19 protein-coding genes are annotated in these 24,010 nt (G+C 42.3%); 8 read left to right on the top strand and 11 right to left on the bottom strand.

The features are described from left to right. Positions 1 to 127: 127 nt before the first annotated feature. Both B3B27_RS04965 and B3B27_RS04960 read left to right on the top strand, forming a co-directional pair. Positions 128 to 457 carry a cupin domain-containing protein gene (locus B3B27_RS04965; protein WP_286845024.1) on the top strand — a complete coding sequence of 110 codons (330 nt, stop codon included), beginning with the start codon at positions 128 to 130 and terminating at the stop codon, positions 455 to 457. Positions 458 to 471: 14 nt separating this feature from the next. Continuing rightward, positions 472 to 624 (top strand): hypothetical protein, encoded by a 153-nt coding sequence (locus B3B27_RS04960; RefSeq protein WP_286846966.1) that lies wholly within the window; start codon positions 472 to 474, stop codon positions 622 to 624. 218 nt (positions 625 to 842) lie between these two features. On the opposite strand, the gene B3B27_RS04955 is transcribed toward B3B27_RS04960, so the two are convergent. Further along, a complete protein-coding gene (locus tag B3B27_RS04955; protein ID WP_286833591.1) occupies positions 843 to 1,841 on the bottom strand; it encodes a malate dehydrogenase in 999 nt (332 codons plus the stop codon). Between the two features lie 185 nt (positions 1,842 to 2,026). Then, complete coding sequence (locus B3B27_RS04950; protein WP_238869229.1) at positions 2,027 to 4,228, bottom strand: sodium-translocating pyrophosphatase; 2,202 nt, start codon at positions 4,226 to 4,228, stop codon at positions 2,027 to 2,029. A 338-nt stretch (positions 4,229 to 4,566) separates the two neighbouring features. On the opposite strand from B3B27_RS04950, the gene B3B27_RS04945 reads away from it, so the two are divergent. Together B3B27_RS04945 and B3B27_RS04940 are read left to right on the top strand one after the other, a co-directional pair. Further along, positions 4,567 to 5,772, top strand: coding sequence for an ROK family transcriptional regulator (locus B3B27_RS04945; protein WP_238869227.1), 1,206 nt, complete (start codon positions 4,567 to 4,569; stop codon positions 5,770 to 5,772). Positions 5,773 to 5,856: 84 nt separating this feature from the next. Next, the gene (locus tag B3B27_RS04940) at positions 5,857 to 7,155 is read left to right on the top strand and encodes an O-acetylhomoserine aminocarboxypropyltransferase/cysteine synthase family protein (protein ID WP_238869224.1); all 1,299 of its coding nucleotides are present in this window, start codon (positions 5,857 to 5,859) and stop codon (positions 7,153 to 7,155) included. Positions 7,156 to 7,211: 56 nt separating this feature from the next. Here the strand turns inward: B3B27_RS04940 and B3B27_RS04935 are convergent, their stop codons facing one another. Together B3B27_RS04935 and B3B27_RS04930 are read right to left on the bottom strand one after the other, a co-directional pair. Next, complete coding sequence (locus B3B27_RS04935; RefSeq protein ID WP_238869220.1) at positions 7,212 to 7,754, bottom strand: DUF4488 domain-containing protein; 543 nt, start codon at positions 7,752 to 7,754, stop codon at positions 7,212 to 7,214. 446 nt (positions 7,755 to 8,200) lie between these two features. Beyond that, positions 8,201 to 10,372 carry a S46 family peptidase gene (locus B3B27_RS04930; protein WP_238869217.1) on the bottom strand — a complete coding sequence of 724 codons (2,172 nt, stop codon included), beginning with the start codon at positions 10,370 to 10,372 and terminating at the stop codon, positions 8,201 to 8,203. Positions 10,373 to 10,794: 422 nt separating this feature from the next. Here B3B27_RS04930 and B3B27_RS04925 point away from each other — a divergent pair, with 422 nt between their 5' ends. Both B3B27_RS04925 and B3B27_RS04920 read left to right on the top strand, forming a co-directional pair. Continuing rightward, positions 10,795 to 11,709 (top strand): glutaminase, encoded by a 915-nt coding sequence (locus B3B27_RS04925; RefSeq protein ID WP_286845031.1) that lies wholly within the window; start codon positions 10,795 to 10,797, stop codon positions 11,707 to 11,709. 279 nt (positions 11,710 to 11,988) lie between these two features. After that, positions 11,989 to 12,879 (top strand): hypothetical protein, encoded by an 891-nt coding sequence (locus tag B3B27_RS04920; protein WP_238869213.1) that lies wholly within the window; start codon positions 11,989 to 11,991, stop codon positions 12,877 to 12,879. Positions 12,880 to 13,090: 211 nt separating this feature from the next. On the opposite strand, the gene B3B27_RS04915 is transcribed toward B3B27_RS04920, so the two are convergent. The 6 genes from B3B27_RS04915 to panC all read right to left on the bottom strand — a co-directional run bounded on the left by B3B27_RS04915 (position 13,091) and on the right by panC (position 21,105). Next, positions 13,091 to 14,947, bottom strand: coding sequence for an SLC13 family permease (locus tag B3B27_RS04915; protein ID WP_238869211.1), 1,857 nt, complete (start codon positions 14,945 to 14,947; stop codon positions 13,091 to 13,093). A 279-nt stretch (positions 14,948 to 15,226) separates the two neighbouring features. Beyond that, positions 15,227 to 17,239 (bottom strand): NAD-dependent DNA ligase LigA, encoded by a 2,013-nt coding sequence (gene ligA, locus B3B27_RS04910; protein WP_238869210.1) that lies wholly within the window; start codon positions 17,237 to 17,239, stop codon positions 15,227 to 15,229. A 126-nt stretch (positions 17,240 to 17,365) separates the two neighbouring features. After that, positions 17,366 to 18,550: a hypothetical protein gene (locus B3B27_RS04905; RefSeq protein WP_286845747.1), complete on the bottom strand. Its 1,185-nt coding sequence runs from the start codon at positions 18,548 to 18,550 to the stop codon at positions 17,366 to 17,368. Then, entirely contained in the window at positions 18,529 to 19,851 is a 1,323-nt protein-coding gene (locus B3B27_RS04900) for an MATE family efflux transporter (RefSeq protein WP_238869206.1), read from the bottom strand. The genes B3B27_RS04905 and B3B27_RS04900 overlap by 22 nt, the downstream gene beginning before the upstream one ends. A 52-nt stretch (positions 19,852 to 19,903) precedes the next feature. Further along, a complete protein-coding gene (gene panD / locus B3B27_RS04895; RefSeq protein ID WP_238869204.1) occupies positions 19,904 to 20,257 on the bottom strand; it encodes an aspartate 1-decarboxylase in 354 nt (117 codons plus the stop codon). A gap of 5 nt (positions 20,258 to 20,262) precedes the next feature. Beyond that, complete coding sequence (gene panC / locus B3B27_RS04890) at positions 20,263 to 21,105, bottom strand: pantoate--beta-alanine ligase (RefSeq protein WP_238869202.1); 843 nt, start codon at positions 21,103 to 21,105, stop codon at positions 20,263 to 20,265. 198 nt (positions 21,106 to 21,303) lie between these two features. On the opposite strand from panC, the gene B3B27_RS04885 reads away from it, so the two are divergent. Continuing rightward, a complete protein-coding gene (locus tag B3B27_RS04885) occupies positions 21,304 to 22,122 on the top strand; it encodes a glycogen/starch synthase (RefSeq protein ID WP_238869201.1) in 819 nt (272 codons plus the stop codon). A 144-nt stretch (positions 22,123 to 22,266) separates the two neighbouring features. Next, the gene (locus B3B27_RS04880) at positions 22,267 to 23,658 is read left to right on the top strand and encodes a DUF4270 domain-containing protein (protein WP_238869198.1); all 1,392 of its coding nucleotides are present in this window, start codon (positions 22,267 to 22,269) and stop codon (positions 23,656 to 23,658) included. Between the two features lie 100 nt (positions 23,659 to 23,758). Here B3B27_RS04880 and B3B27_RS04875 read toward each other — a convergent pair. Then, on the bottom strand, positions 23,759 to 24,010 hold a 252-nt coding region (locus B3B27_RS04875; protein WP_286846964.1), incomplete at its 5' end, for a Holliday junction DNA helicase RuvB C-terminal domain-containing protein.

The raw sequence follows: 24,010 nt of genomic DNA, 5'->3' as shown, positions 1-24,010 counted from the left end.
AAAGGAAAACTATATTACACAAATTGTAACTTGCAACTTATAAGTTCCTATGTTTAAATAGGAAAATACGGATAACAAAAAAATAAGCTACATCATTTTAGTTAACTTTTTTTATAGGAATAACAATATGGCAACATACGAAAAATCAAAAGTCATTGCCCTGGCTGAATCGATAGAATATGCTTCGGGCGGTGTTGTAAGCAAACAGGTAACAAAAAACAGGGCTGGAAATATTACCCTCTTTTCTTTCGATAAAGAACAGGGTTTGACCGAGCATACCGCAAACTACGATGCTTTTGTCCAAATACTCGAAGGGAAGGCGGAGATAGAGCTGGGAGGCATAATTCACTTTTTGGAAAAAGGAGACTGTATAATAATGCCGGCAAATGTTTCTCATGCAGTAAGGGCAAGCGAACCTTTTAAAATGCTGCTGACAATGATAAGGGGAGAAGGGTAACACCGTTGGGAAGCGTGCATGTAGTAGAACGTATTCTAACGGATTTCAAGAGCGGCAAAGAGAATAAAGCTGTTTTCTGGATCTCAGACTTCAAGGGGCGATTTATTTATATTGAATATTCAGCTGTACGTGGCGAAAACGGTGAATATCTGAGAGTGAGGAAGTAACACAGGATATCACCCGGTTACGGGAGCTGGAGGGTGATAGGCGACTTTTATCATATGAACATAAATAAGTTCGACATAACGCCGGCCTACTTAATCTTCTGAATGATATTCAAAAACGCTTTGTAGAAAATGTTTTTCAAACTTGATATCTAATAAAATATAACAAAAAAGGAGACTGAATTTCAGCCTCCTTTTATTATTATAACAACTACCTCTACTTAAAGATTAGGATTCACACTGCTCCACTGATCTATTGAAGGGATGATACCCATTGATATCACCTCATCACGAAGCTTGACAAGGTGTCCGTAGCTCTGTTTCAATTCCTCAATTTCGCTTTCTGAACCTTTTACCTCACCATACGACACACCGTTAGTGTCAAGTGTTGTTTCCATTGCCATCATAATATGGCCAAATTCGTGATCATTCACGTAGCATCCGGAAGGCCAGCGGAATTCTTCACCACCCATGGCTGCACGAATCATCTCTACCGATGTGTATGCAGGACTCTGGAATGAAGAACGCCCACGCAGCTTTATAATGTTTGCGCCACCTTTGGTAACACGTTTCTTAAGTTCACTCCACTCTTCATTTGTCAGTGAAGGTGTTCCTATGAGGTCTGTTAATAGCTTGTCGCCTACTTTCGCTGTTGAAGCGAAAACAGCCATCTGTTCACCGTGCCCTCCATAAGTCCTGGCACCGGTTACGCTGCTCTGGTCAACACCAAAGTGTTTTGCCAGTTCGCTTTGCAGGCGTGTGCTGTCTAACGCCGCCAATGTGGTTACTTGTGAAGGTTTCAGACCTGAGTAGATCAATGCTACCAGGCCAGTAATATCAGCAGGATTGAAAATAACGGTGAGATGCTTAAGGCCGGGGCAGTACAATTTGATATTTTTCCCAAGCTGGGCAGCTATTTCGGCATTTCCTTTCAACAAATCTTCGCGTGTCATCCCATCTTTTCGAGGTGCACCACCCGATGAGATCATATATTTTGTACCGGTGAATGCCTCTTTTACATCGGTGGAAAAAGTGAAGTTTACACCTTCAAATCCGCAATGACGCATCTCCTCAACCACACCCTCCAAACCCCTTGTAAACGGGTCGTAAAGGCATATATTAGGCGTTAAGCGCATCATAGCGGCAGTCTGCACCATATTTGAGCCGATCATACCAGCAGCTCCCACAATTGTTAATTTGTCGTTCGTCAGAAAGCTCATAATTTAATTGCTATTTTGATGTTAATGATTATTTCAAAATGAGTCTTGATTTTAAGCCGACAAATTTACAAAAAGTTATTCGATCACAATATACACAAAATGATAATATTCACTAAAGTTAGACTATTGCTGCGCTCGGCATATCAAAAGCAAGCTTTTTATCTGCTCTCACTTATCGCAATAGTTCACAAAAGGCTCCACGATACCGTAAGGCCGGCCATCACAATGGAAACCATACTCATTAGTTTTATAAGTATATTCAATGACGGGCCGGAAGTGTCTTTAAACGGGTCGCCCACTGTATCACCCACAACAGTAGCCTTGTGAGCTTCACCTCCCTTTCCTCCAAGATGTCCCTCCTCAATGTACTTTTTGGCATTATCCCAGGCTCCGCCTGAGTTGGCCATAAAAACCGCAAGTACAAATCCAGCACCCAGCCCTCCGGCCAGTAAGCCCATTACACCTGCCACACCCAGCATAAGCCCGGTAAGTACTGGAACAATAATTGCCAGCAGAGAGGGTAACAGCATCTCGTGTTGTGCTCCTCTGGTTGAGATAGCCACGCAACGAGCATAGTCGGGAGTAGCCTCTCCGGTTAATATTCCTTTAATTTCCCTGAACTGGCGGCGCACCTCTTCAACCATTTTCTGAGCTGCCCTGCTAACAGCATTAATGGTCAGGCCACAGAAAAGAAAAGCCATCATAGAGCCTATAAAGATGCCGGAAAGCACTTTCGGATTCATCAGTGTAACCTGGAAATAATCCATAAAATCTACGAAGCTGGCCTTTGCAACCTCTACCGTTTCGCCATTGGCAAATTCAAGAATATTGTCGCCTATGCGAAGCATGCCAATCCTTATCTCCTCCATATATGATGCCAGCAAAGCCAGTCCTGTAAGTGCTGCCGACCCGATGGCAAAACCTTTACCTGTTGCGGCAGTAGTGTTACCCAATGAATCCAGCGCATCGGTACGTTTTCTCACCTCCGGCTCAAGACCGCTCATCTCTGCATTTCCGCCAGCATTATCGGCAATGGGACCATAAGCATCGGTAGCCAGGGTAATCCCCAGCGTAGAGAGCATTCCGACTGCCGCGATGGCTATGCCGTACAATCCCATACTAAGGTTCTCGGCAGTAAGCATATTATTAATATCGAAACGTGTTGCGGAAAGATATGATATAAGAATTGCAAGTGCTATGGTTATTACCGGGATAACAGTGGAAACAAGTCCTGTACCCATACCTGATATTATTACTGTAGCCGGTCCCGTTTTTGCACTGTTGGCAATATTTCTTGTAGGCTTGTAGGAGTGAGAGGTAAAATATTCGGTACCCTGTCCTATGATAATCCCGGCAAGAAGCCCTGTTATAACTGAAAACGACAATCCAAGCCAGTTGTTGAACTCGAGCAAATATAAAATGAGAAAAGTACAGGCTGCAATCAAAAATGCACTTACGTTTACACCCCTGTTGAGTGATCTCATAAGATCTTTTACAGTAGCATTCTCTTTCGTCTTTACCAGGAAAATTCCAATAATTGAGAGGAATACACCAATACCAGCTATGATCATGGGTGCAAAAACTGCTCTCTGCTGCATAGCTGGATCTAATATAAAGGCCGAGGCGCCAAGAGCTGCAGTAGAAAGAATAGATCCGCAATACGACTCATACAGGTCGGCGCCCATGCCGGCTACATCGCCCACGTTATCTCCTACATTATCGGCTATGGTAGCGGGATTACGTGGATCATCCTCAGGAATGCCAGCTTCAACCTTGCCCACAAGATCAGCACCTACATCGGCAGCCTTAGTATAGATTCCACCTCCCACACGGGCAAACAGGGCCTGAGTGGAGGCTCCCATTCCAAAAGTAAGCATGGTAGTGGTTATCATAATTAGCTTATGTCCGGCATCGGCATTCTCCACAAAAAAGTTAAGAATAAGAAACCATGCCGAGATATCTAACAGTGCCAGTCCTACTACAACCAGGCCCATCACAGCCCCCGACCTGAAAGCTATCTGTAATCCGCTGTTCAGTGACCGTCGCACCGCGTTGGCTGTCCTGGCTGAAGCGTAAGTTGCCGTTTTCATGCCGAAGAAACCTGCCAACCCCGAAAAAAAACCACCAGTGAGAAAAGCGAAAGGGACCCAGTTGTTCTGTAAACCGAAGAATGCCATTGCTGCAAAGATTACTGCCAGAATAATAAACACAACAGTGACCACTTTATACTGCTGTTTAAGATAAGACATGGCACCTTCGCGGACGTATTGAGCAATGGTTTTCATTTTCTCTGTCCCTTCACTCTCCCTCATCATTTTTTTAAAGAAATAATAAGCAAATACCAGCGCTGTAACTGAAGCAGCGGGTACAAGAAAAAAGTATTTCATAGTTTATTAATTTATAGTATGCCGACTTGTTCAATAGTATCCATATCAGGCGAGAAAGACACTAATTAATTACAAAGATGCATAATTAATTAAAAAAAATGAAATATCAGAGAAAGATTCTTATACATTTTGAATAGATTTCATTTTTAGTTTTGATTAACCAAAAATAGTTGTAATTTTGTATCCCGAGCATGATAAATCACTATGTATGATTGTAATCAACCGCATTTGATATGTTTACGGTCAAAGATAAAAGTGATAATTTTTTCATTTTTAGATATTCTAAAAATGAAAAACACACCCTCTTGCTAAATCAATAATTATTCATCAAGAATGTAATGGAGAAAAAATTTTTTTTTAAAGACGACAAAAGCCCAAAAAACATCCAGATAAAGAAAGACATTATTACCCATTTTATTACATCGGGCAACGATACTATATCTGAGTTATCAAGAGAGCTGGATTTAAGTGTACCCACAGTCACAAAATTTATCACGGAGCTTATGGCTCAGGGGCTGATAGACGAGTTCGGGAAAATACACACTCCAGGGGGAAGGCATCCAAGTGTTTATGGATTGAACCCCTCATCGGCCTATTTCGTGGGAGTGGATATGAGCCGGCATCATCTGAATATTGCCCTTATGGATTTTACAGGAAACATTGTTGATCATCAGATAGGGATATCATACACGTATGAGAACACACCTGAGTCATTCGACATGCTTTGTGATTACATACAAAACTTTATTGATAAGACGGGCGATCTGAAGAAAAAAATTTTTAATATCAACCTGAATATATCGGGACGGGTAAACCCTGAATCAGGATATAGTTACAGCAGCTTCTACTTTAGCGAGAGCCCTATCAGTGAAACGCTTTCTAAAAAGCTCAATCATAATGTGGGTATTGATAACGACACTCGTGCTATGGCCTATGGCGAATATATGAAAGGAATTGTGGAGGGTGAACAGAATGTGATTTTTGTGAATATCTCATGGGGACTTGGTATAGGTATTATAATAGATGGCAAGCCCTATTACGGAAAATCGGGATTCTCGGGTGAATTCGGACATTTTCCGATTTTTGATAATGAAATTATTTGCCATTGCGGTAAAAAGGGATGCCTGGAGACCGAAGCATCAGGTTTGGCTATTCACAGAACTATTCTTGAACGAATTGCAAAGGGCGAGAGCTCCATTCTTACAGAGCATGTTAAAGATCTGAGCAAACTGACACTCACCGACATCATTAAAGCCACAAACATGGAAGATCCCCTCTGTATTGAGATTGTGGAAGAGGTGGGAAACAAATTAGGGAAATATATTGCTGGATTAATCAACATTTTTAATCCGGAGCTGGTGGTGATTGGAGGACAGGTAGCTGAAACAGATGGATTTATCATGCTCCCAATAAGGAACTCAATCAAAAAATACTCGCTTAACCTGGTTAATAAAGATACGCGAATCTTAACTTCGAAACTAAAAAACAAGGCTGGCATTATAGGAGCATGCATGATTGCCAGGAGCAGGTTGTTTAATGATTAAGTGTTAAAATATCACTTATTTACGACAAACTTAGACGTTTTGCATTTTTTCTCGTATTTTTGCGGAATATTAATTTTTAAAAATATGGGAAAGAAACATTTTGAAACCCTGCAAATACATGCGGGACAGGAACCCGACCCGGTAACTGGTGCAAGAGCGGTTCCTATTTATCAAACCACAGCTTACACATTTAAAAGCGCCGAACATGGCGCCAACCTGTTTGGATTAAAAGAGTTCGGTAATATCTATACCCGGCTGCAGAACCCCACTACCGATGTGTTCGAAAAACGAATGGCAGCCCTTGAAGGAGGCGTAGCCGCAGTGGCAACTTCTTCGGGACAGGCGGCACAGTTTATTGCCATAAACAATCTTGCCGTTGCTGGAGATAATATAGTTTCCACATCGTTCATATATGGAGGTACATACAATTTGTTTAAGGTGGCCTTTGCCCGCCTTGGTATTGAGGTCCGTTTTGCTGATGGTGATAATGTAGTAAGTATTGAATCACTTATCGATGACAGGACCAAGGCCATTTATCTTGAGAATATCGGTAATCCAGAATACAATATCCCTGATTTTGAAGCTATTATTTCAGTAGCACACAAACATGATATTCCAGTGGTTGTGGACAATACGTTTGGTCAGGGAGGATACCTTTTCAACCCAATTGAGTGGGGTGCTAACGTAGTGCTGCATTCAGCAACTAAATGGATTGGCGGACATGGAACCTCAATGGGAGGGGTGATTATCGATGGTGGCAATTTCAACTGGGGAAACGGTAAGTATCCTATGTTCAGTGAACCATCGGAGGGGTATCATGGCCTTAATTTCTGGGAAAACTTCGGGGATAAATCTCCCTTTGGGAATATTGCTTATGCAATACGTTGCCGCGTAGAAGGGCTTCGCGACATTGGACCTGTTAACAGTCCTTTCAACTCATTCCTGTTGCTGCTGGGACTGGAAACACTTTCGTTGCGTGCAGAACGTACAAACTCGAACGCACTGGAACTTGCCCGATGGCTGGAAAAACATCCTAAGGTGGAGGGGGTGAACTATCCTGGTTTAGAAAGCAGCAAATACCATGAACTGGCTAAAAAGTATCTTAAAAACAACGGGTATGGTGGAGTACTCTCATTTTTCGTGAAAGGGGATGTTCAGCAATCAGCAAAGATTATTGACAATCTATCTTTAATAAGTCACCTTGCAAATGTGGGGGACGCCAAAACGCTGATCATACATCCTGCAAGTACCACGCATCAGCAACTCTCCGATGAAGCACAAGTTGCCGCCGGTGTATATCCTAACCTACTTCGGGTATCGCTTGGCCTTGAGCATATAGACGATATTAAAGCAGATCTGGATGAAGCGTTACAGCGTTTATGATTTTTTTCTTTAGATGGCGGCTCTGAAAATGTCGCCATCAATTTTATTCATATTTACTATTCCACTACCTTTTCTATTACCTCTTCATTAATAAGCAGCTGCTTCAGTTCTTGCCGCAAGTCCACATTACTTACATCAAGATCCTCGATACATACTCTCTGCCATATCTCTTCTATCCACCTGTTCTGCTTCACTCCAAACTCATCAATTGGCTGAAACCAGCGGAGATACATAAAATTTTCATGCGTAAGCTTTATATTAAGAGGGTTATCCTTTCCCTCCTGGCTTTTATTGAAAGAATTCACTATCTCTTCTGTATAAATATCGCCTTCAAGCCTATATGTACCGTCAACAGTTATTATTGCCCCTTTTTCAGTCGACATGAAATTCATAAATCTGCCATCGGGGAAAATCATCTTGAACATCCCTGACGGGATTACCTTATAACCCGATTCATCGCTGTTATGGATCGCCTTCACCTCCCACAACCCAATTATTTTATCTGCCTTGCTATCAAATATGCCAAGTTTTGAGCTACTGCAACCGGCAATGGAAATAATTACACAGACGAACAAAAAGTAACCGACCGATGCTTTCATAACATTGTGTTTTATTTCGTGTGAATATTCTTACAATTATAACACTTAATTAGGTAATAGAGTTGCTATTGAACTACTTTTTTTATTAACTTGTTATTATATGGGGGCCGCTTCGGTAAAAAAGCTTGGAATGGCCACATAATCCATTAGCAATCAGCATAAATAGACGCCACAGAGCCTCATGCTTTTTTGCTGATTGTCAGGTATTAAAAAAATAATCACCTTAGTCCGCTTTAATAAGCGAGTCTTCTCTGATAAGTCTTTTCCGTTGACAGGAATTGCTGTCATTGAGTGATGTTTAAGAATAGGCCTGACTGAACTATTTATATAATTAATAATTGAAGAATATCAGTGGAAAGAATTGAATATTACAGGTAGCCAACGACTTATGAAATGACATAATTAAATGCCGCAGAATATCAGTGAAAAGGGCCATACAATCTTTATCAGTTCATGTCAAGCTCCTTCAGCAAATGGCCTGCTCCTGCAAACTTATCAATTATGAATAGGACGTAGCGAATGTCAACAATAATGCTTCGCTGATAATCGGGCAGAAACTGTATATCACCCCCAACACCTTCCCAGTTACGGTCGAAATTGATTCCTATCAACTCTCCACTCCCGTTCATGACCGGGCTTCCCGAGTTACCTCCCGTTGTGTGAGTTGTGGCAGCGAAAGCAACAGGCATGTTGCCGTTGTGCATTGCGTAATGTCCGAAATCTTCTTCCTGATAGAGTTTTTTCAGCATTGCAGGAACAACAAACTCCCAGTTACCGGGGTCCTCTTTTTCAATTACCCCGTCGAGGGTAGTCTGGTGCGCATAATAGATAGCATCGCCAGGCTTGTATCCTTTAACCTGTCCGTACGACAAGCGAAGTGTAAGGTTGGCATCGGGAAAATAGGCATAAGGTCCGTCCATAGACAGGATGCCTTCAAGATATGCCTTCCGGGCAATTGCAAAAGGAGCATCAAAGACCGCCAGCTGTTTCTCAAGCGAAGCAGATTCCTCAGCTACCGATTTTGAGAATAGAAACATTGGATCGTTCATGATAGTCTCTGCGTCAACCTCTCCTTCATTAAAGTTTTGAATATTTATTTCATTCCCAAAAAGAGAACGGTTGAACAGAAAATCGACAAATCTATCGCTATTCCCGCCAAAATCACTATAAATAAGACTGAAAAAACCAGGGAGATTCTCTTCAGGAACCAAACTGATATATTCACGCATCATCTCTTTTGCTACCTTTTTATCAACTTCCCGGTTGTAGTCTTTATCAGCAAACATACTGTATTCTTTCATCAATTGTGCCCTGAGCGTATCTGCTTCAGATTGGTTGCCTTCTTCCAATGCTTTTGCCAGCTTGTCAGCTGTGACTGTAGCCAATGTAGAAAATTCCAATCCACGCACAATACCTTCATTAAGCATCCATCTCCTGTAACGAAGATCTGCACGCTCTTTCACAATCCGCTCAATCTCATCCAAGGCTTTTTTAAAACGGGGTTGATTGTTTTCTTCAGCCCACTTCAACAATCTGTTCTGTTGCTCTAACTTCACCTTCTCGAAATTACGCATGTTGATAGCCCAGTTTGTACCTATTGCATTTTTATAAGAGTTTGTTGATCCGGAATATTTGGAAGCATATTGAATCTTGACCGCCGGATCTTTCAGCATCTCCTCAAGCATGGCTTTCTGACGCACCTCCCTCATCCTGATTCTAACTGTGTTATCGATATCTCTTCGTTCGGCCACCTCCCACGAAGTGTAGAATTTGTTAGTAGTCCCGGGAAAGCCAAGCAGCATTGCAAAATCGTTTTCTTTAACTCCTTTTGTCGAGATAGTCAACCATCGCTTTGGCCTGAGAGGAATGTTCCCGGGAGAGTATCCGGCAGGATTACCATCTTTGTCGGCATAGATACGGAAAATAGCAAAGTCGCCTGTATGACGCGGCCAGGTCCAGTTATCAGTGTCAGCGCCAAACTTACCTATAGAACTGGGAGGAGCACCTACAAGACGTATATCGGAATAGATCTTTTTCGTGAACATATAATATTGATTCCCGTTGAAGAAAGGTTTTATTTCGACCTCTGTCCCTGAATTTTCAGAAAGGAACTTTTCACCTGCTTTCTCTCTTGCTACCCTGTTAAGATAAGAAGGTGAGAGGAAAAGGGCCCCATCGGTATCTTCTTCCCTGTCTCTCTCTAAGCACTGCAAAACATAGCCGGTTACCTCTTCAATTTCTTCAATAAAGGTTACCGTAAGACCCGGATTTGGGAGTTCTTCAGCTTTTGTCATTGCCCAGAAGCCTTCCTCAAGATAGTTGTTTTCAAGTGTGCTATGCTGCTGTATACGGCCATATCCGCAATGGTGATTGGTCAGCACAAGCCCCTGTGAGGAGATAACCTCCCCGGTACACCCTCCGCCAAACTGCACAACAGCATCTTTTATTGAAGAACCATCGGGGTTGTATATATCATAATCTTCAAGCTTTAGCCCTAGCTCCTTCATGTCATTCAGTTTTTGTTGCTTAAGTGAATGCAACATCCACATCCCCTCATCGGCAGATGCGGTAAAGAAAAATAAACACCAAAATGAAAGGTAGAAAAACAATTTCTTCATATATATTACTTTAATGATTCATTCCAGGTAAAAGATTTACAACCACCCTCTGTATTAATAAAAACAACTTTTAAGGCAAAACATGCAATTCATTTTACTGTAAAAAACTCCTTTTCATATCAGTTTTTTAATTCCCCGGTTTAAACTGATAAAGTTAAGAAAAAAAGTTGTTCAAGAGACAATTAATACTGGTTTTTCATATATCTTTGGTATTTAATGGGTGAGTCTCCTCCGATAAGTCTTTTTTCTTGAAAATTTCACAAGATGAACATTTATTTTTAATAAGTTGCAAACCAATAAAATTGGGTTTTGAGGTTTTCGGAGAGGACTCATAGGTCATATTCGGGAATAGTGACGTTAGGTGATTGAATCGGACATACAAACGGAATATTTATCTTTGTCTTTAGCTATAAAAAATGAAAATGCATTACGAAACAATCTTTCAGGAAATATACCATGAGCTGCAGTCGATTGAAGATATAGGCCGGGTAGCTGACTACATACCTGAACTGGCAGATGTTAATCCTGATCAATTCGGTGTCCATCTTACAACTGTAGAGGGTGATGAATTTTCTTTCGCCGATGCCGAAAAGCGCTTTTCGATTCAAAGTATTGCCAAAGTATTTACATTTGTTCTTGCCTATTCCAGGGTAAAGAGCAGCATATGGGACAGAACCGGGCTGGAGCCGGCCGGAACGCCGTTCAACTCTCTCGTACAACTTGAATACGATCAAGGTACGCCTAGAAACCCATTTATTAATGCAGGGGCAATTGTGATATGCGATATTCTTGCAAGCGAGCTTGCTTCGCCAAAAGAAAACATTCTGTCGTTTATCAGGAGTTTGACCGGGGTCAACACCATCAACTATAACCCTATGGTTGCATTGTCGGAGAAAAAAACCGGTTTCAGAAACCATGCACTGGTCAATCTCATGAAATCATTTGGGAACATAAGGAACGATATCGACATGGTGATGGATATCTATTTCCACATCTGCTCCATTGAAATGAGCTGCAGGGAGCTTTCCAAAGCCTTCCTATTCCTTGCCAACAACGGTGTTGTACCCTATTCAGGTGAACGGATCCTTTCTGCAAGCCGTACTAAAAGGACAAATGCCCTTATGCAAACATGCGGATTTTATGATGAGGCGGGAGAATTTTCCTTTAAAGTAGGGTTACCCGGAAAAAGCGGCGTGGGGGGCGGTATAGTGGCTGTCCACCCCGAAAAATATACCATCGCTGTATGGAGTCCCCGTCTTAACAAGAAAGGCAACTCATATAAGGGAATGCTCTTTCTGGAGGAGTTTACCACGAAAACACGATTATCTATTTTTTAAAAAATCAACTTGTACAATAAGAGGTTACTGCCATTTGCTCGCAAGGTAATACCAGCAAGGCTTTTATGATCCAACTTGTACAATCAGCAGTTACAGCTTTCAGAGCATAATGCAATCTTAATGAAGTTATTTAAAAAATAGATCGGGCAAGCTGCAAGGATATACTTCCAATTCTTAAATTAACGAAAAAGGCTAATGAATCATTGGGGTTTAGACTGAAAAAGTTTATTTTTGCGTTCGATCGGATAATTTGCATTAGATCGGAAAATAAGCGCTCAGATGAAGATAAACTTTAAAGAACGAACACCTCAGCTGATTGCGGTGATTGGTGTACTCGCCGTAGTATTGGCTATACTTATTGGATTTCTCATCTCAAACAATACAAAAATAAATGAGATGCAGCAACAGTTCACAATTGATAAGCAGGAGCTGGAAGATGAGTATGAGGCAATTTCACTGCAATATGAAGGATTTAAATTCAGTGTCCAGAATGACTCACTGCTGTATAAACTTGAAAATGAACAGGCAAAAGTGCTGCGCCTGCAGGAGGAGCTGCGGATGACCAAGGCGAGTGACCAGGCAGAGATAAAACGGCTGAAAGATGAACTGGCAACACTCCGCAAAATATTACGTTCCTATATTCATCAAATAGACTCCCTGAACAGGTTGAACGAGGAGCTGCGTGCAGAGAACAAACAGATAACAGAACAATATAACAGGACAAGCCGCACACTTACACAGGTGTCGCAAGAGAAGGAACAACTCTCTGAGAAGGTGTCGCTGGCAGCACAGCTGGTTGCAACAAATATAAACGCAAAAGCAGTGAACGACAGGGGCCGGGAACAGTCCCGTTTAAGCCGGAGCACACAGTTTGTTGTCTCTTTCACCATTGCCCGGAATATTACCACCGATCCGGGAGAACGCACAATATACATCAGGATTATGAGCCCGGATGGTTCGGTTCTTTCGAAAAGCCCGTCCAACACATTTCAATATGAGAACGGCAACATTCTTTATTCAATGAAGCGCACAGTGGAATATGGCGGAGAAGAGATTCCTGTAACCATGTATTGGAATATTGAAGAGTACCTGATGCCGGGGAAATACAAGACAGACATCTTTGCCGACGGCCACCACATAGGCTCATACAGCTTCACAATGAAAGATTGATCTTCACGATAAATTTTTTATTCTTACATTCAGGTGTCGCTGCTATTCGATTTCGTTCACCAGAAGATGATTAATGCATGTTTCTACCCCCAAAAAACCTGAATATCAATATATACATTTCTATTGGCTATCAATGATTGAGACTTTTCGGACGGGACTCATCCATGAGGTACATGAGCATTTAGTGACAATTTGATATAGCATTTTATGATTAAAATGGAAATAAAAGCGGCAGTGCAAAAATCATAATAATCAGATATATCAACTGTAAAGGCAACCCCACTTTAATATAGTCCATAAAGTTATATCTTCCTGCAGACATAACCATAGCGTTGGGAGGAGTGGAGAAAGGGCTGGCAAGGCACATGCTCGCTGCTACTGCCACACCTATAAGGTAAGGATAAGGGCTTACACCCATTGAGGTTGCCGCATGCAGGGCAATGGGTGCAAACAAAACAGCAGTTGCAGTATTACTGATAAACATTGTAACAAACGAAGTGGCTAACAACAGTCCGGCAAGCACTGCTTGAGGACCGAAAGAACCCACACTTCCCACAATACTATTGGTGACCAGAGCTGAGGTGCCGGTTTTTTCCATCGCTGTTGCCAACGGCATCATCCCAGCGAAAAGAATAACACTCTCCCAGTTAATAGAACGATAAGCATCACGCACGGTACGGAAGCAACCCCCGAGTATGAGTACTATTGCTGCCATCAGTACAGAGACTACGGGAGGGAACCAGTTAAAGGCCATCGACAAAATCATTAACACTATAACTGAAGCAGCTAAAGGTGCCTTATGCTCGAGCGGAACTTTCGACGCTTCTACAGCAGGCTGTCCTATAACAACAACTTCGGGTTCAAGCCGGCTCAGCCTATCAATATCCTCCCATGTACCCTGTATAAGCAGCATGTCTCCGGACTGCATTTTCACATCCTTCACATCTTGAATAATGTACTGGTCTTTTCTTTGAATACCTAATATGTTTACATTATAGTTTTGTCTGAATTCAGAATTCCTCACTATTTTGTTGTTTAGCCTTGAGTTAGGGAGTAGCACCACTTCAGCCATCCCTATCTCATCGAACGTGAATTTACCGGCAAAACGTGGTTTTTCGATCTGCTCCCCCATCTGATTGTCCACAAATGAGAGTTGGTTATCTTCCGCAAAACGCACCACGTTCTCATATTCACCTACTACATAGAGAACGTCATTGGCAGTTAAAACCGTTCCTGCTTCGGGCAAAGAGGTATGAACATTTCTCCCAAGCGGAGTGAATGTGCGGGTATGTATCTCGGCGATAAGCAGTGAATAGCGCTTGGTTATATCCAGATCTGATAATTTTTGTGTTAGAATCGGGGAGCTTTTCCCAATTTCCAGCCGGTATATATTTTCAATCAATTGATATTCGGACACCAGCTGATCGGGTGATTTTACACTGTTCTTCCTTTCAATTGACTCTTTTTTACCTTTTTTCTCCAGCACCCTGGTCAATGGCCACAACAACAGAATACCGAAAAACAATAAGATAAGGCCGACCGGTAGAGTGGTGAAAAACTGTAGCCCCTCGTATCCTGATTCTATCAGAGCGTTATGTACAATTAGAGTAGGAGGTGTACCAATAAGTGTCATCATTCCACCTATACTGCTGGCAAAAGCCATTGGCATCAACAGCCTGCTTGCACTCATGTTAGATTTTACAGCCAGGCTCACCACAATAGGCATTAAAATAGCAACTGTTCCGGTATTGCTCACAAACAAGCCGATAATGACAGTGACAAGAATTACCAAAATAAAAAGTTTAAAATTATTGTTCCCGGCAAATTTAAGAATGTTGTTGCTAACCTTGCCAGCCAGGCCGGTTTGCGATATAGCTCCGCCTACTATAAACAGGGCAGCAATCATAATTACCACCGGACTTGAGAATCCGGCTAATGCTTCTTCAGGAGTTAATATACCTGTAATAATAAGTGCCAGTAATGAACAGAGCGCAACAATATCGGAACGGATTTTTCCCCAAACCATCAAAGCTGCTGTAGCAACCAGAATAATTAATGTAGTTGTCATAAAGTATAAGATGAAATAACTTTTTTGTGCGAATATACAATTTTTTTAGCGTACTGCCTTTTTTCCGGGTGTCATGAACCTGAAACAGTAGACACGCAGGAGCATTTACTCACCCTGAATTTCATAATATCAGGCGAAACCAGAATAAATATTACTATTTCATCTTGATAATTTGTTAAACATTTATTTAAAATGCTGGCAGCCAGCAGATTGCATTTGGGTCCCAAGGGCGATATATTTTATTTATATTCAGCGCTTTATAATGATTATTTTAAAAACTTACTGGGCTACTGTTGTCTGCAACATCTCCAGAAATGTTTTCTCGTTGATAATCTTTATGCCCAGTTTCCGTGCTGTCTCCAGCTTGGCCGGCCCCATATTCTCTCCAGCGAGAATATAATCGGTGTTTTTTGATACTGATCCGCTGTTCTTTCCTCCATTCCGGAGGATCATTGCTTTATAATCATCACGCGAATGAAGTTCAAAAGTTCCGCTTATGACGATTGTCTTCCCTTTCAACTTATCGGTTTTTGAAGCCATTAAATCTTCACTTAAAGCAAATTGCAATCCGTGTCCGCGAAGACGTTTAACGAAACAGGCAAAGCCGGGATTCCTGAAAAAATCTATAACACTCTGTGCAATACGTTCGCCAATCTCTTCTACCAAAGTCAGCTGTTCTGATGATGCCTCTGCCAATGCATCTATATCAGGGAATGCATGCGCAAGTTTCTGTGCTACTGTTTCGCCGACGAAGCGTATTCCCAAAGCAAAAAGGACCCTTTCATAGGGTACCGACTTTGACTTTTCTATGCTCTCAAGAAGATTATTGGCGCTGGTTTCTCCCCATCGCTCAAGGTTCACCAGATCGTGGAACCTCAATGAATACAGGTCGGCAGCATCATTAATAAGCCCCTTTTCATAAAGCAGTGAGATGTTTTCCGGCCCAATGGTTATGTTCATTGCCTTACGTGTGACAAAATGCTCTATGCGCCCCTTTATCTGCGTGGGGCACCCTTCGCTATTGGGGCAATAGTGTATTGCCTCGTCCTCATTACGAACAAGCGGTGTCGCGCAATCGGGACATTTACGGGCAAATGTTACTTTATCGCCTAATAGGAAACGTGACTCCTTGTCCACACCGGTGATCTTTGGAATAATCTCCCCTCCCTTCTCTACATACACCATGTCGCCAATATGCAGATCGAGCGCAAGGATGGCATCTTCGTTATAGAGTGACGCCCTTTTAACGGTTGTACCTGAAAGCAGTACCGGCTCAAGATTGGCAACAGGAGTGACCGCCCCGGTACGCCCTACCTGGTATGAGACCGATTCTAACCGGGTGACTGCCCGCTCAGCATTGAACTTATAGGCTATAGACCATCGGGGGAACTTGGAGGTAGAACCCAGATTTCGTTGTTGCGAAATTGAATCTACCTTGAGAACAACGCCATCGGTTGTTACAGGCAGGTTTTTGCGCTCACTGTCCCAATATTTCAGATAATCGAATATTTCATCGAGCGTACTGCACCTCTTCATTGCATCGGAGACATTCAATCCCCATGTACGGGCAAGGGCCATATTATTAAAATGGCTGCCCGTAGGCAAATCCTCGCCAATCATATAATAGATGAATGACTCCAGTTTGCGGGAAGCCACCACTCGTGAATCCTGCATTTTCAACGTGCCAGATGCAGCATTGCGGGGATTGGCAAACAGAGGCTCTTCCTGCTCGGCCCGCTCTCTGTTAAGAGCATCAAAAGAGCTCCATGGCATCAATATCTCACCTCTGACCTCCAAATAAGGCGGTATATTTTCACCTCTCAGTACCAGAGGTACGTTGCGGATTGTACGCACATTATCGGTAACATCATCGCCCATCTTTCCGTCGCCTCGTGTTACAGCACGCATCAGCCTCCCATTTTCGTAAATAAGCGATATTGAAGTTCCATCATATTTCAGCTCGCATACTATATCAAAATCTTCATTCAAGGCCCTCTTAACACGATTGTAAAAGTCGGCTGCCTCTCCCTCAGAGTAGGTGTTTTGCAACGATAGCATGGGATAGCTATGCACCACCTGGGTGAAATTCTTGTTGATATCGCTCCCTACGCGCACCGACGGTGAATTAGGATCGTAGAACTCGGGGTATTTAGCCTCAAGTTCAGTAAGCTGCCTCATTAACCTGTCGAACTCGAAATCAGAGATCGTTGGGTGCGACAAGACATAATAGCTGTAATTATGTTCATGAAGCTCTCTTCGAAGTGTTTCTATCTGTTCTTTTACTGTTTCCATTTTTCTGGACTATAATTCTAATACATTGGTGGTGTAAGCGTTAACCCGGGGGAGAGTGACTTCCTCTATTGAAAACTCTTCATTTGACGATAACTTTTCATACTGCCACTTTAGATGATTGACATACTATTGAAAAATCCTCATCCAGGGATAACTAACCTTTTTTTTCACAGGGTTAATAATATTATCTATCGATGCTGAAACTGAAAAAGCCTGCTGAAACAGCATCTCGCCCCCGGAAAAGTGCAGGTTGAGATTAAACTGTGCCGTAACACGATCTGAATTGAGCAGGCGTACGTACCACATGCTCTCAATATATGTTGAACCACGCAGGAACTGAGTACCCCAATAGAGGTTGTCTCCGTGTTGGGAATAAAATCGCATTCTACGATCTCCGGCATAAAGTGTATTTCGAGTTCCAATACCCCAAAACTCGGCATCGGCTCTAGCGGTAAAGCCCACCGGGAAGTAACTTATAACGGCTTTCCTGTCTCGTTCCATCCCCGCAAAAACGCCTGCTGTCAACAACCCTTTGAAGCTGTTATCGCCGTCATACTCTATTCCCAGCGAAGCTAATCCCTGTAACTGCTCACTTACACCATAGGCGGAATTTCCGGGAAATGTGCCGGCGTAATGAAACATGTACGACTGAAAATCGCCGAACAAATGGGCTGAGGACAGTCTACCTGAAAAGCCCAGAAAAAAGCTCTCCCTTGCAGTGGGCGAAGCATAACCGGTCCAGTCCATCCATGCATTGAAAAAATTCCTCTCCTTGCCTATCTGCCAGAATACTCCCTGCATGAGCGGCACAAAATTATTCACAGAATCCTTGAAGAAGAAACTGGAGTAGTTCCGTAGCACTTCCTTCCTGGGGAAAGAGCCTGCCCGGAACAGCACTCTATCTGTTTCGTACTGATAATAAAGAGTCATATCCACTTTATCAACAGCCTCTCCCCCACCTGGTATCTTAAGCAGATTCACTCCCGCGTAAATAGTGTGGGTGGAGTCCCATGAGATACCTCCCTGTGGTTTCAGCCATATACCATTCTGGGTTTGGGAATCGATGAATGCCGATTTTTTAAATTCACGGTTATCGAAAAAATAATCAAATCCCAGCCTCCACAGGTACTCTTGTGCCTGCAACTCAGGTACTACAAACAATATGAATAATGCAAAAGCAAAACTTTTCCACATACGAGAATCAATATAACCAACAAACTTGCAGAAGCAATAACGCAATGACAGCATTGTAACATTCACGGCGGTAAAGATAGTATAAATTTCAGGAATCAGATCTGTCTGTCCCGCCATTTGCCGCTACGAAGGTATATAAAGGACAGTGTTGTCAGAAGAGCCCAATAAACATGCTCCGTGGTCCAGGCGACAGCTACTGAAAAGCGCATATAAACTATAACAAACCACATGTAGCTCAGGTAAAGAATGAGCGTGAAAATCTCAAACTTAAGAGCAGTACGGGTATTTCCGGTCCCGGAGACAGCACTGAATAACACCGAACCTACACTATAGATTGGGAGAGATGATATTAGCACATAAAGAGGCTTGACAGTATTACTGATAAGCAACGGATCATCGGTATATATATGAATCATTGCACGGGGAAAAACAGAAACGGCGACAATAACACACAGCATAACCATTAGGCTGATGAGCGCGACTCTTTTTATCAGGTTAAACACCTCGTCTCTCTTTCCTGCCCCCATGGTATTGCTCACCATAGTGCTGGTTGCCGATCCAAGTGCATGTGAAGGGATGGTGAATATGGTGTAGAAGCTACGCACAATATTTGTGACTGCCAGAGGGCGCTCACCCATATAGTTTTCAATGAAGACAAAGAAAAGCATCCAGGTGACAATTGAGAAGAGATATTGTGCCATCATGAAAATCGAGATATCGAGTACTTTTTTAACTACACGCCATTGAAACCTGATCTTTTTGAAGCCATATTTTTCCAAATCCACCGTTTTAGTTGTATAGATAAGGAAAAAAAGAGTAGATGACACTTCTGCAATTACTGATGCAAGGGCAGCACCGCCAATGCCCATCCGGGGCATCCCCAGATTTCCGAATATAAGCCCGTAATCGAACACCACGTTCACCAAAGCCATGACTACAGCATTGGCGGTAAGCACTTTAGTTCGAGCAATGCCAATATAGAAGGCCCTGAACATGGCATTGACAAACGCGAACACAATCCCGAAAATACGCCACTTAAGATATTCCGCTGCGGCGTTTGCCACATTTTCTGACTGCAACATATCAGGAAGCCACTTAACAGCACCGTATCTTAGCAAAGGTACAAGTAATATTGCAGGTATAAGAAGAAAGAGAGCACCCTGAATAACAATATCGCCTATCTTGCCAAAATTACCTTCTCCATTGCGTCGTCCTATAAGGATCTGGCTTCCCATGCTGAAACCAAAGCCCAATGTGAACAAAGCTATATAGATGACTCCACCCAAAGCCGATGCCCCCAGCTCCACCTCACCCACACGGCCGAGAAAAGCTGTATCTATCACCTGTATGATGTTCTGCGCCAGAAGGCTCAACAGGATAGGCGTACTGATCTTTATGATGTGCTTATTGGAATACACCTTAATTTGCAAAAAACCGTCAGTTGGTACTGCAACTGACGGTTTAAGAATACTATCTTTTTATTTTATTGGTTCCGTCCTCAAGGTTGACTATTGTAGGAAGGAATGTTTTTGCTTGCTCAAGTGGGATCGTTGCATAACTCATGATGATAATAATATCACCTTTATGCACCTTACGCGCCGCTGCCCCGTTAAGGCAAATTATACCGGATCCGCGTTCACCGCGAATGATATATGTTTCAAAGCGCTCCCCGTTATTGTTGTTTACCACTGCCACTTTCTCATGTACAAACATATTTGCAGCATCAATCAGATCCTCGTCAATGGTTATGCTGCCTTCATAATTCAGATTGGCATCGGTAACCGTGGCTCTGTGTATTTTCGATTTTAATATTTCTACCAACATAAAAGTTATCTGTATCTGATATTGTCAATTAATCTCACATTGCCGCAGAAAACAGCAGTACAACCTACAATATATGCGGACTCTTGCCAGGATGAAACAGGCTGCAGTGAATTTCCATCAACAATTTCAAAGTATTCAACACTCAAACCGGGTACATTGTTTATCTCCCTTGTGACATGAGAAATGAGTTGCAAGGGCGACTGCTGTTCAGTCATCAGAGTACTATCATTCAAGATACGGTATATCTCAGAGGCTATTCCCTGCTGATCGGCCGAAAGGCGCTGATTCCGGCTGCTCATAGCTAAACCGCTTGCTTCCCTCACTATTGGCACTCCAACTATCTCTACATCAATTTTCAACTGTTTCACCATCTCCCTCACAATAACCAGCTGCTGAAAGTCTTTCTCCCCGAAATAGGCTCTGCATGGCATTACAAAGGCAAACAGTTTACTCACCACCTGGGCAACGCCATTAAAATGCCCCGGGCGGAACCGTCCTTCCATAACCTTGTCAAGATTTCCAAAGTCGAAAATACGTGTATCAGCCTCCGGATAGATCTCCTCTTCGGATGGAGAAAAAACAACATCCGCTCCAATGGTTTCCAACAGCTGAAAGTCTTTTTCGGGTGTTCGGGGATATAACTGCAAATCTTCTTTGTTGTTGAACTGCGTGGGGTTCACAAAGAGGCTTACAACACAAATATCGTTTTCAGCAACACAGCGCCTTACTAAAGAGGCGTGCCCATCGTGAAGTGCCCCCATTGTAGGAACAAGCCCGATGGTTTTATTACTGTGACGATAACCTTGCAACAGCCCCTCTAAATCCACTACGGTTTTAATGATTTCCATCAATCTCTTTTTTAAAGTGCAAAGCAACAAAATATTTGCCACATAAGAAAAATATTGGCATTATTTCTTGGCAAGAAAAGGCACAAAATAGCATCAAGCAATTGCGTATCATTATTTTAAAAAATATCCTCCATTTTATTTTGTAATTATGTGGATTTTTTTTATTATCTTTGTACACAACTTAAGATAATTAGCTACATGTCCCAGAAAAAAATTTTATACATTTCGCAGGAGATTTATCCTTATCTCGAAGAGTCCACTATTGCAAATACTTCACGTTACTTACCCCAGGCCATACAGGAAAAGGGTAAGGAGATCCGTGCCTTCATGCCTAAATACGGCAATATTAATGAACGCCGTAACCAGCTACACGAAGTAATTCGCCTTTCGGGGATGAATCTCATTATTGATGATACCGACCATTCACTCATTATCAAGGTAGCTTCCATCCAGTCTGCACGAATGCAGGTTTATTTTATCGATAATGAAGATTTTTTTCAAAACAGAGAAACTCTTGTCGATAAAGAGGGAGTAGAATATGATGACAACGACGAACGCAGCATATTCTTTATTCGAGGAGTGATGGAGACAATAAAAAAACTGCGCTGGGTACCCGATGTGATCCACTGTCACGGATGGTTCAGCGCTCTTGCACCACTTTTCATAAAAAAGGGATATGCCGATGACCCGTGCTTTAAAAATGCCAAGGTAGTTTATTCGGTTTATGATGAATTGTTTGAGAAGCCTTTTAACCAGAACACTGCAGAAAAGCTTCGATTTGATGGTATTGGAGATCCGGAAATTGAAAAAATTAAAAGCAGGGGCATCATGGATTATAATAATCTCATGAAGCTTGCTATCGACTATTCTGACGGAATTATACAGGGTAGTGAAAATATTGATCCTGCAGTATCGGAATATATCCGGGAGTCAAAGGCCGGTTTTTTGCCTTTCAGTGCCGACTTCGAAAAAAACGTGAGCGAGATTGATGCTTTTTATGAGAAGATAGACGCCTGATTCTGTTAAATTACTTTATGAGGTTGTTTTTATCACCACCTATACACAAATATCTTTAAAAAACAGAAGAAAGACTTTCTTCATCTTTTATTTGACATATTTTTTTCGGATATTTGCGGGGTTGTAAACAAATTAAAGAATCGAATGAAGTTCAAATCCTTATACAAAGCTCTTATAGTAACCTTTGTCGCTCTTCTCGCAATTTCGTGCAACGACACACTTGACCAGGTAGGTTTCACCATTCAGCCCGAAAAGGATCGGCTTTCTGTGAATATCGATACGTTGAATCTGGAGGCACGCACCGTTAAGGTGGATTCAGTGTTTACAAAAACCAAATATCCGGTATTGGGAGAATATGAAGATCCCGCATTCGGCTCCATTAAGTCTGAATATATAGGCGAATTCTATTTTCCCGAGGGTTCGGGATTCAAACCGGGTGCCGCCATTGATTCAGTTAAAGTAACAGTTTCATACACCACGATGGCCGGAGACTCTCTTGTTCCCATGGAGCTATCGGTTTATGAAGTTAGTAAATCGCTGAAAGGGCTTGGAGACTATTCCAATATCGATCCCAAAGCATACTCCGACATGTCTGCTCCACTTGGAAAACAAACCTTCACAGGAAAAAATTCCACTTACAGAATAGAGAATTATACATCGGGGTACACGTCGAGCAGCTATACAATCTATGATATTCACGTGAAACTGCCTAACTCACTCGGCGAAAAATTTCTTGCGGAATATAATAAATCAGATCATGGGAAAATGGTTAATGCAGATACCTTCAGAGAGTTTTTTCCCGGTCTATACTTTACAACAAGCTTCGGGAAAAGCACTATCATAAACGTAAACCTCACTTCGCTGAAAGTACACTATCATTACCTTGATAAAAAAGGATCATCAAAAGGCCAGGATACTATTCGCACCGATGCAATGTACCTGTACATTACCCCCGAGGTGATGCAGATCAACTACATTAATAACGACGACAGCAGGTTGCTGGAAGAAAACTCCACTCTCACTTATGTAAAAAGCCCGGCTGGAGTAAATACTGAAATAACTTTCCCGTTTTCAAAAATTAATGATAAGCTGAAGTCCCAGGCTCTTAACCTGGCAAACTTTACCGTTTACGCTCTACCGGATGCAACGGAGGACCCGATGGTGAAGATAAGCCCTCCCGATTATTTGCTGCTTGTGAACAAAGATTCCTTGAGTGGTTTTTTTGAAAAGCGCAAAATTACAGACAATGTAACGTGCTTTTTGTCCGATAAGTTTGATGCGGCCACATATTCATATAAGTTCAACAACATCTCAACGCTGGTAAATTACTACAACGAAAAGTATAAGGGTGAACCCTTTGATCTGATATATTATCTGATTCCGGTGGATGCAACATTTACCACCGTGCAGCAGAGCTATTACTCTTCGGGCTCTAAAGTGCTGACATCTTTACACAACCAGATGTGGCCTTCCGCTGCAATATTGGATAAACGGCAGGGTAATCTGAAGCTGCAACTGATATTCAGCAGATTCTAGAATCCTGCAAAGAAATATTAAACCGGAAAAGCGTCTTTCTCTGACGATAGCTTTTCCGGTTTTTTATTATATCGGTTTATCTACTTATATTCATTTTATCTTAGAAGAGGAAACGCTGTTCGTCGGGACTTTTCCTGCCCAAATGCCGATAGGCAAGCTCTGTTACCTCTCTGCCACGGGGGGTACGTTTTATGAATCCCTCCTTGATAAGAAAAGGTTCATACACCTCTTCAATAGTGCCTGCATCATCGCCAACGGCTGTAGCAATAGTGGTTATTCCAACCGGGCCTCCCTTGAATTTATCGATGATCGTGAGAAGTATCTTGTTGTCAACCTCGTCGAGCCCGTACCT

It is taken from the genome of Proteiniphilum sp. UBA5463 (genome assembly GCF_002427225.1).
GTDB classification, from domain to species: Bacteria; Bacteroidota; Bacteroidia; order Bacteroidales; family Dysgonomonadaceae; genus Proteiniphilum; species Proteiniphilum propionicum.
The sequence above is the reverse complement of the archived record's forward strand: the minus strand, read 5'-3'. Positions and strand labels throughout refer to the sequence as shown.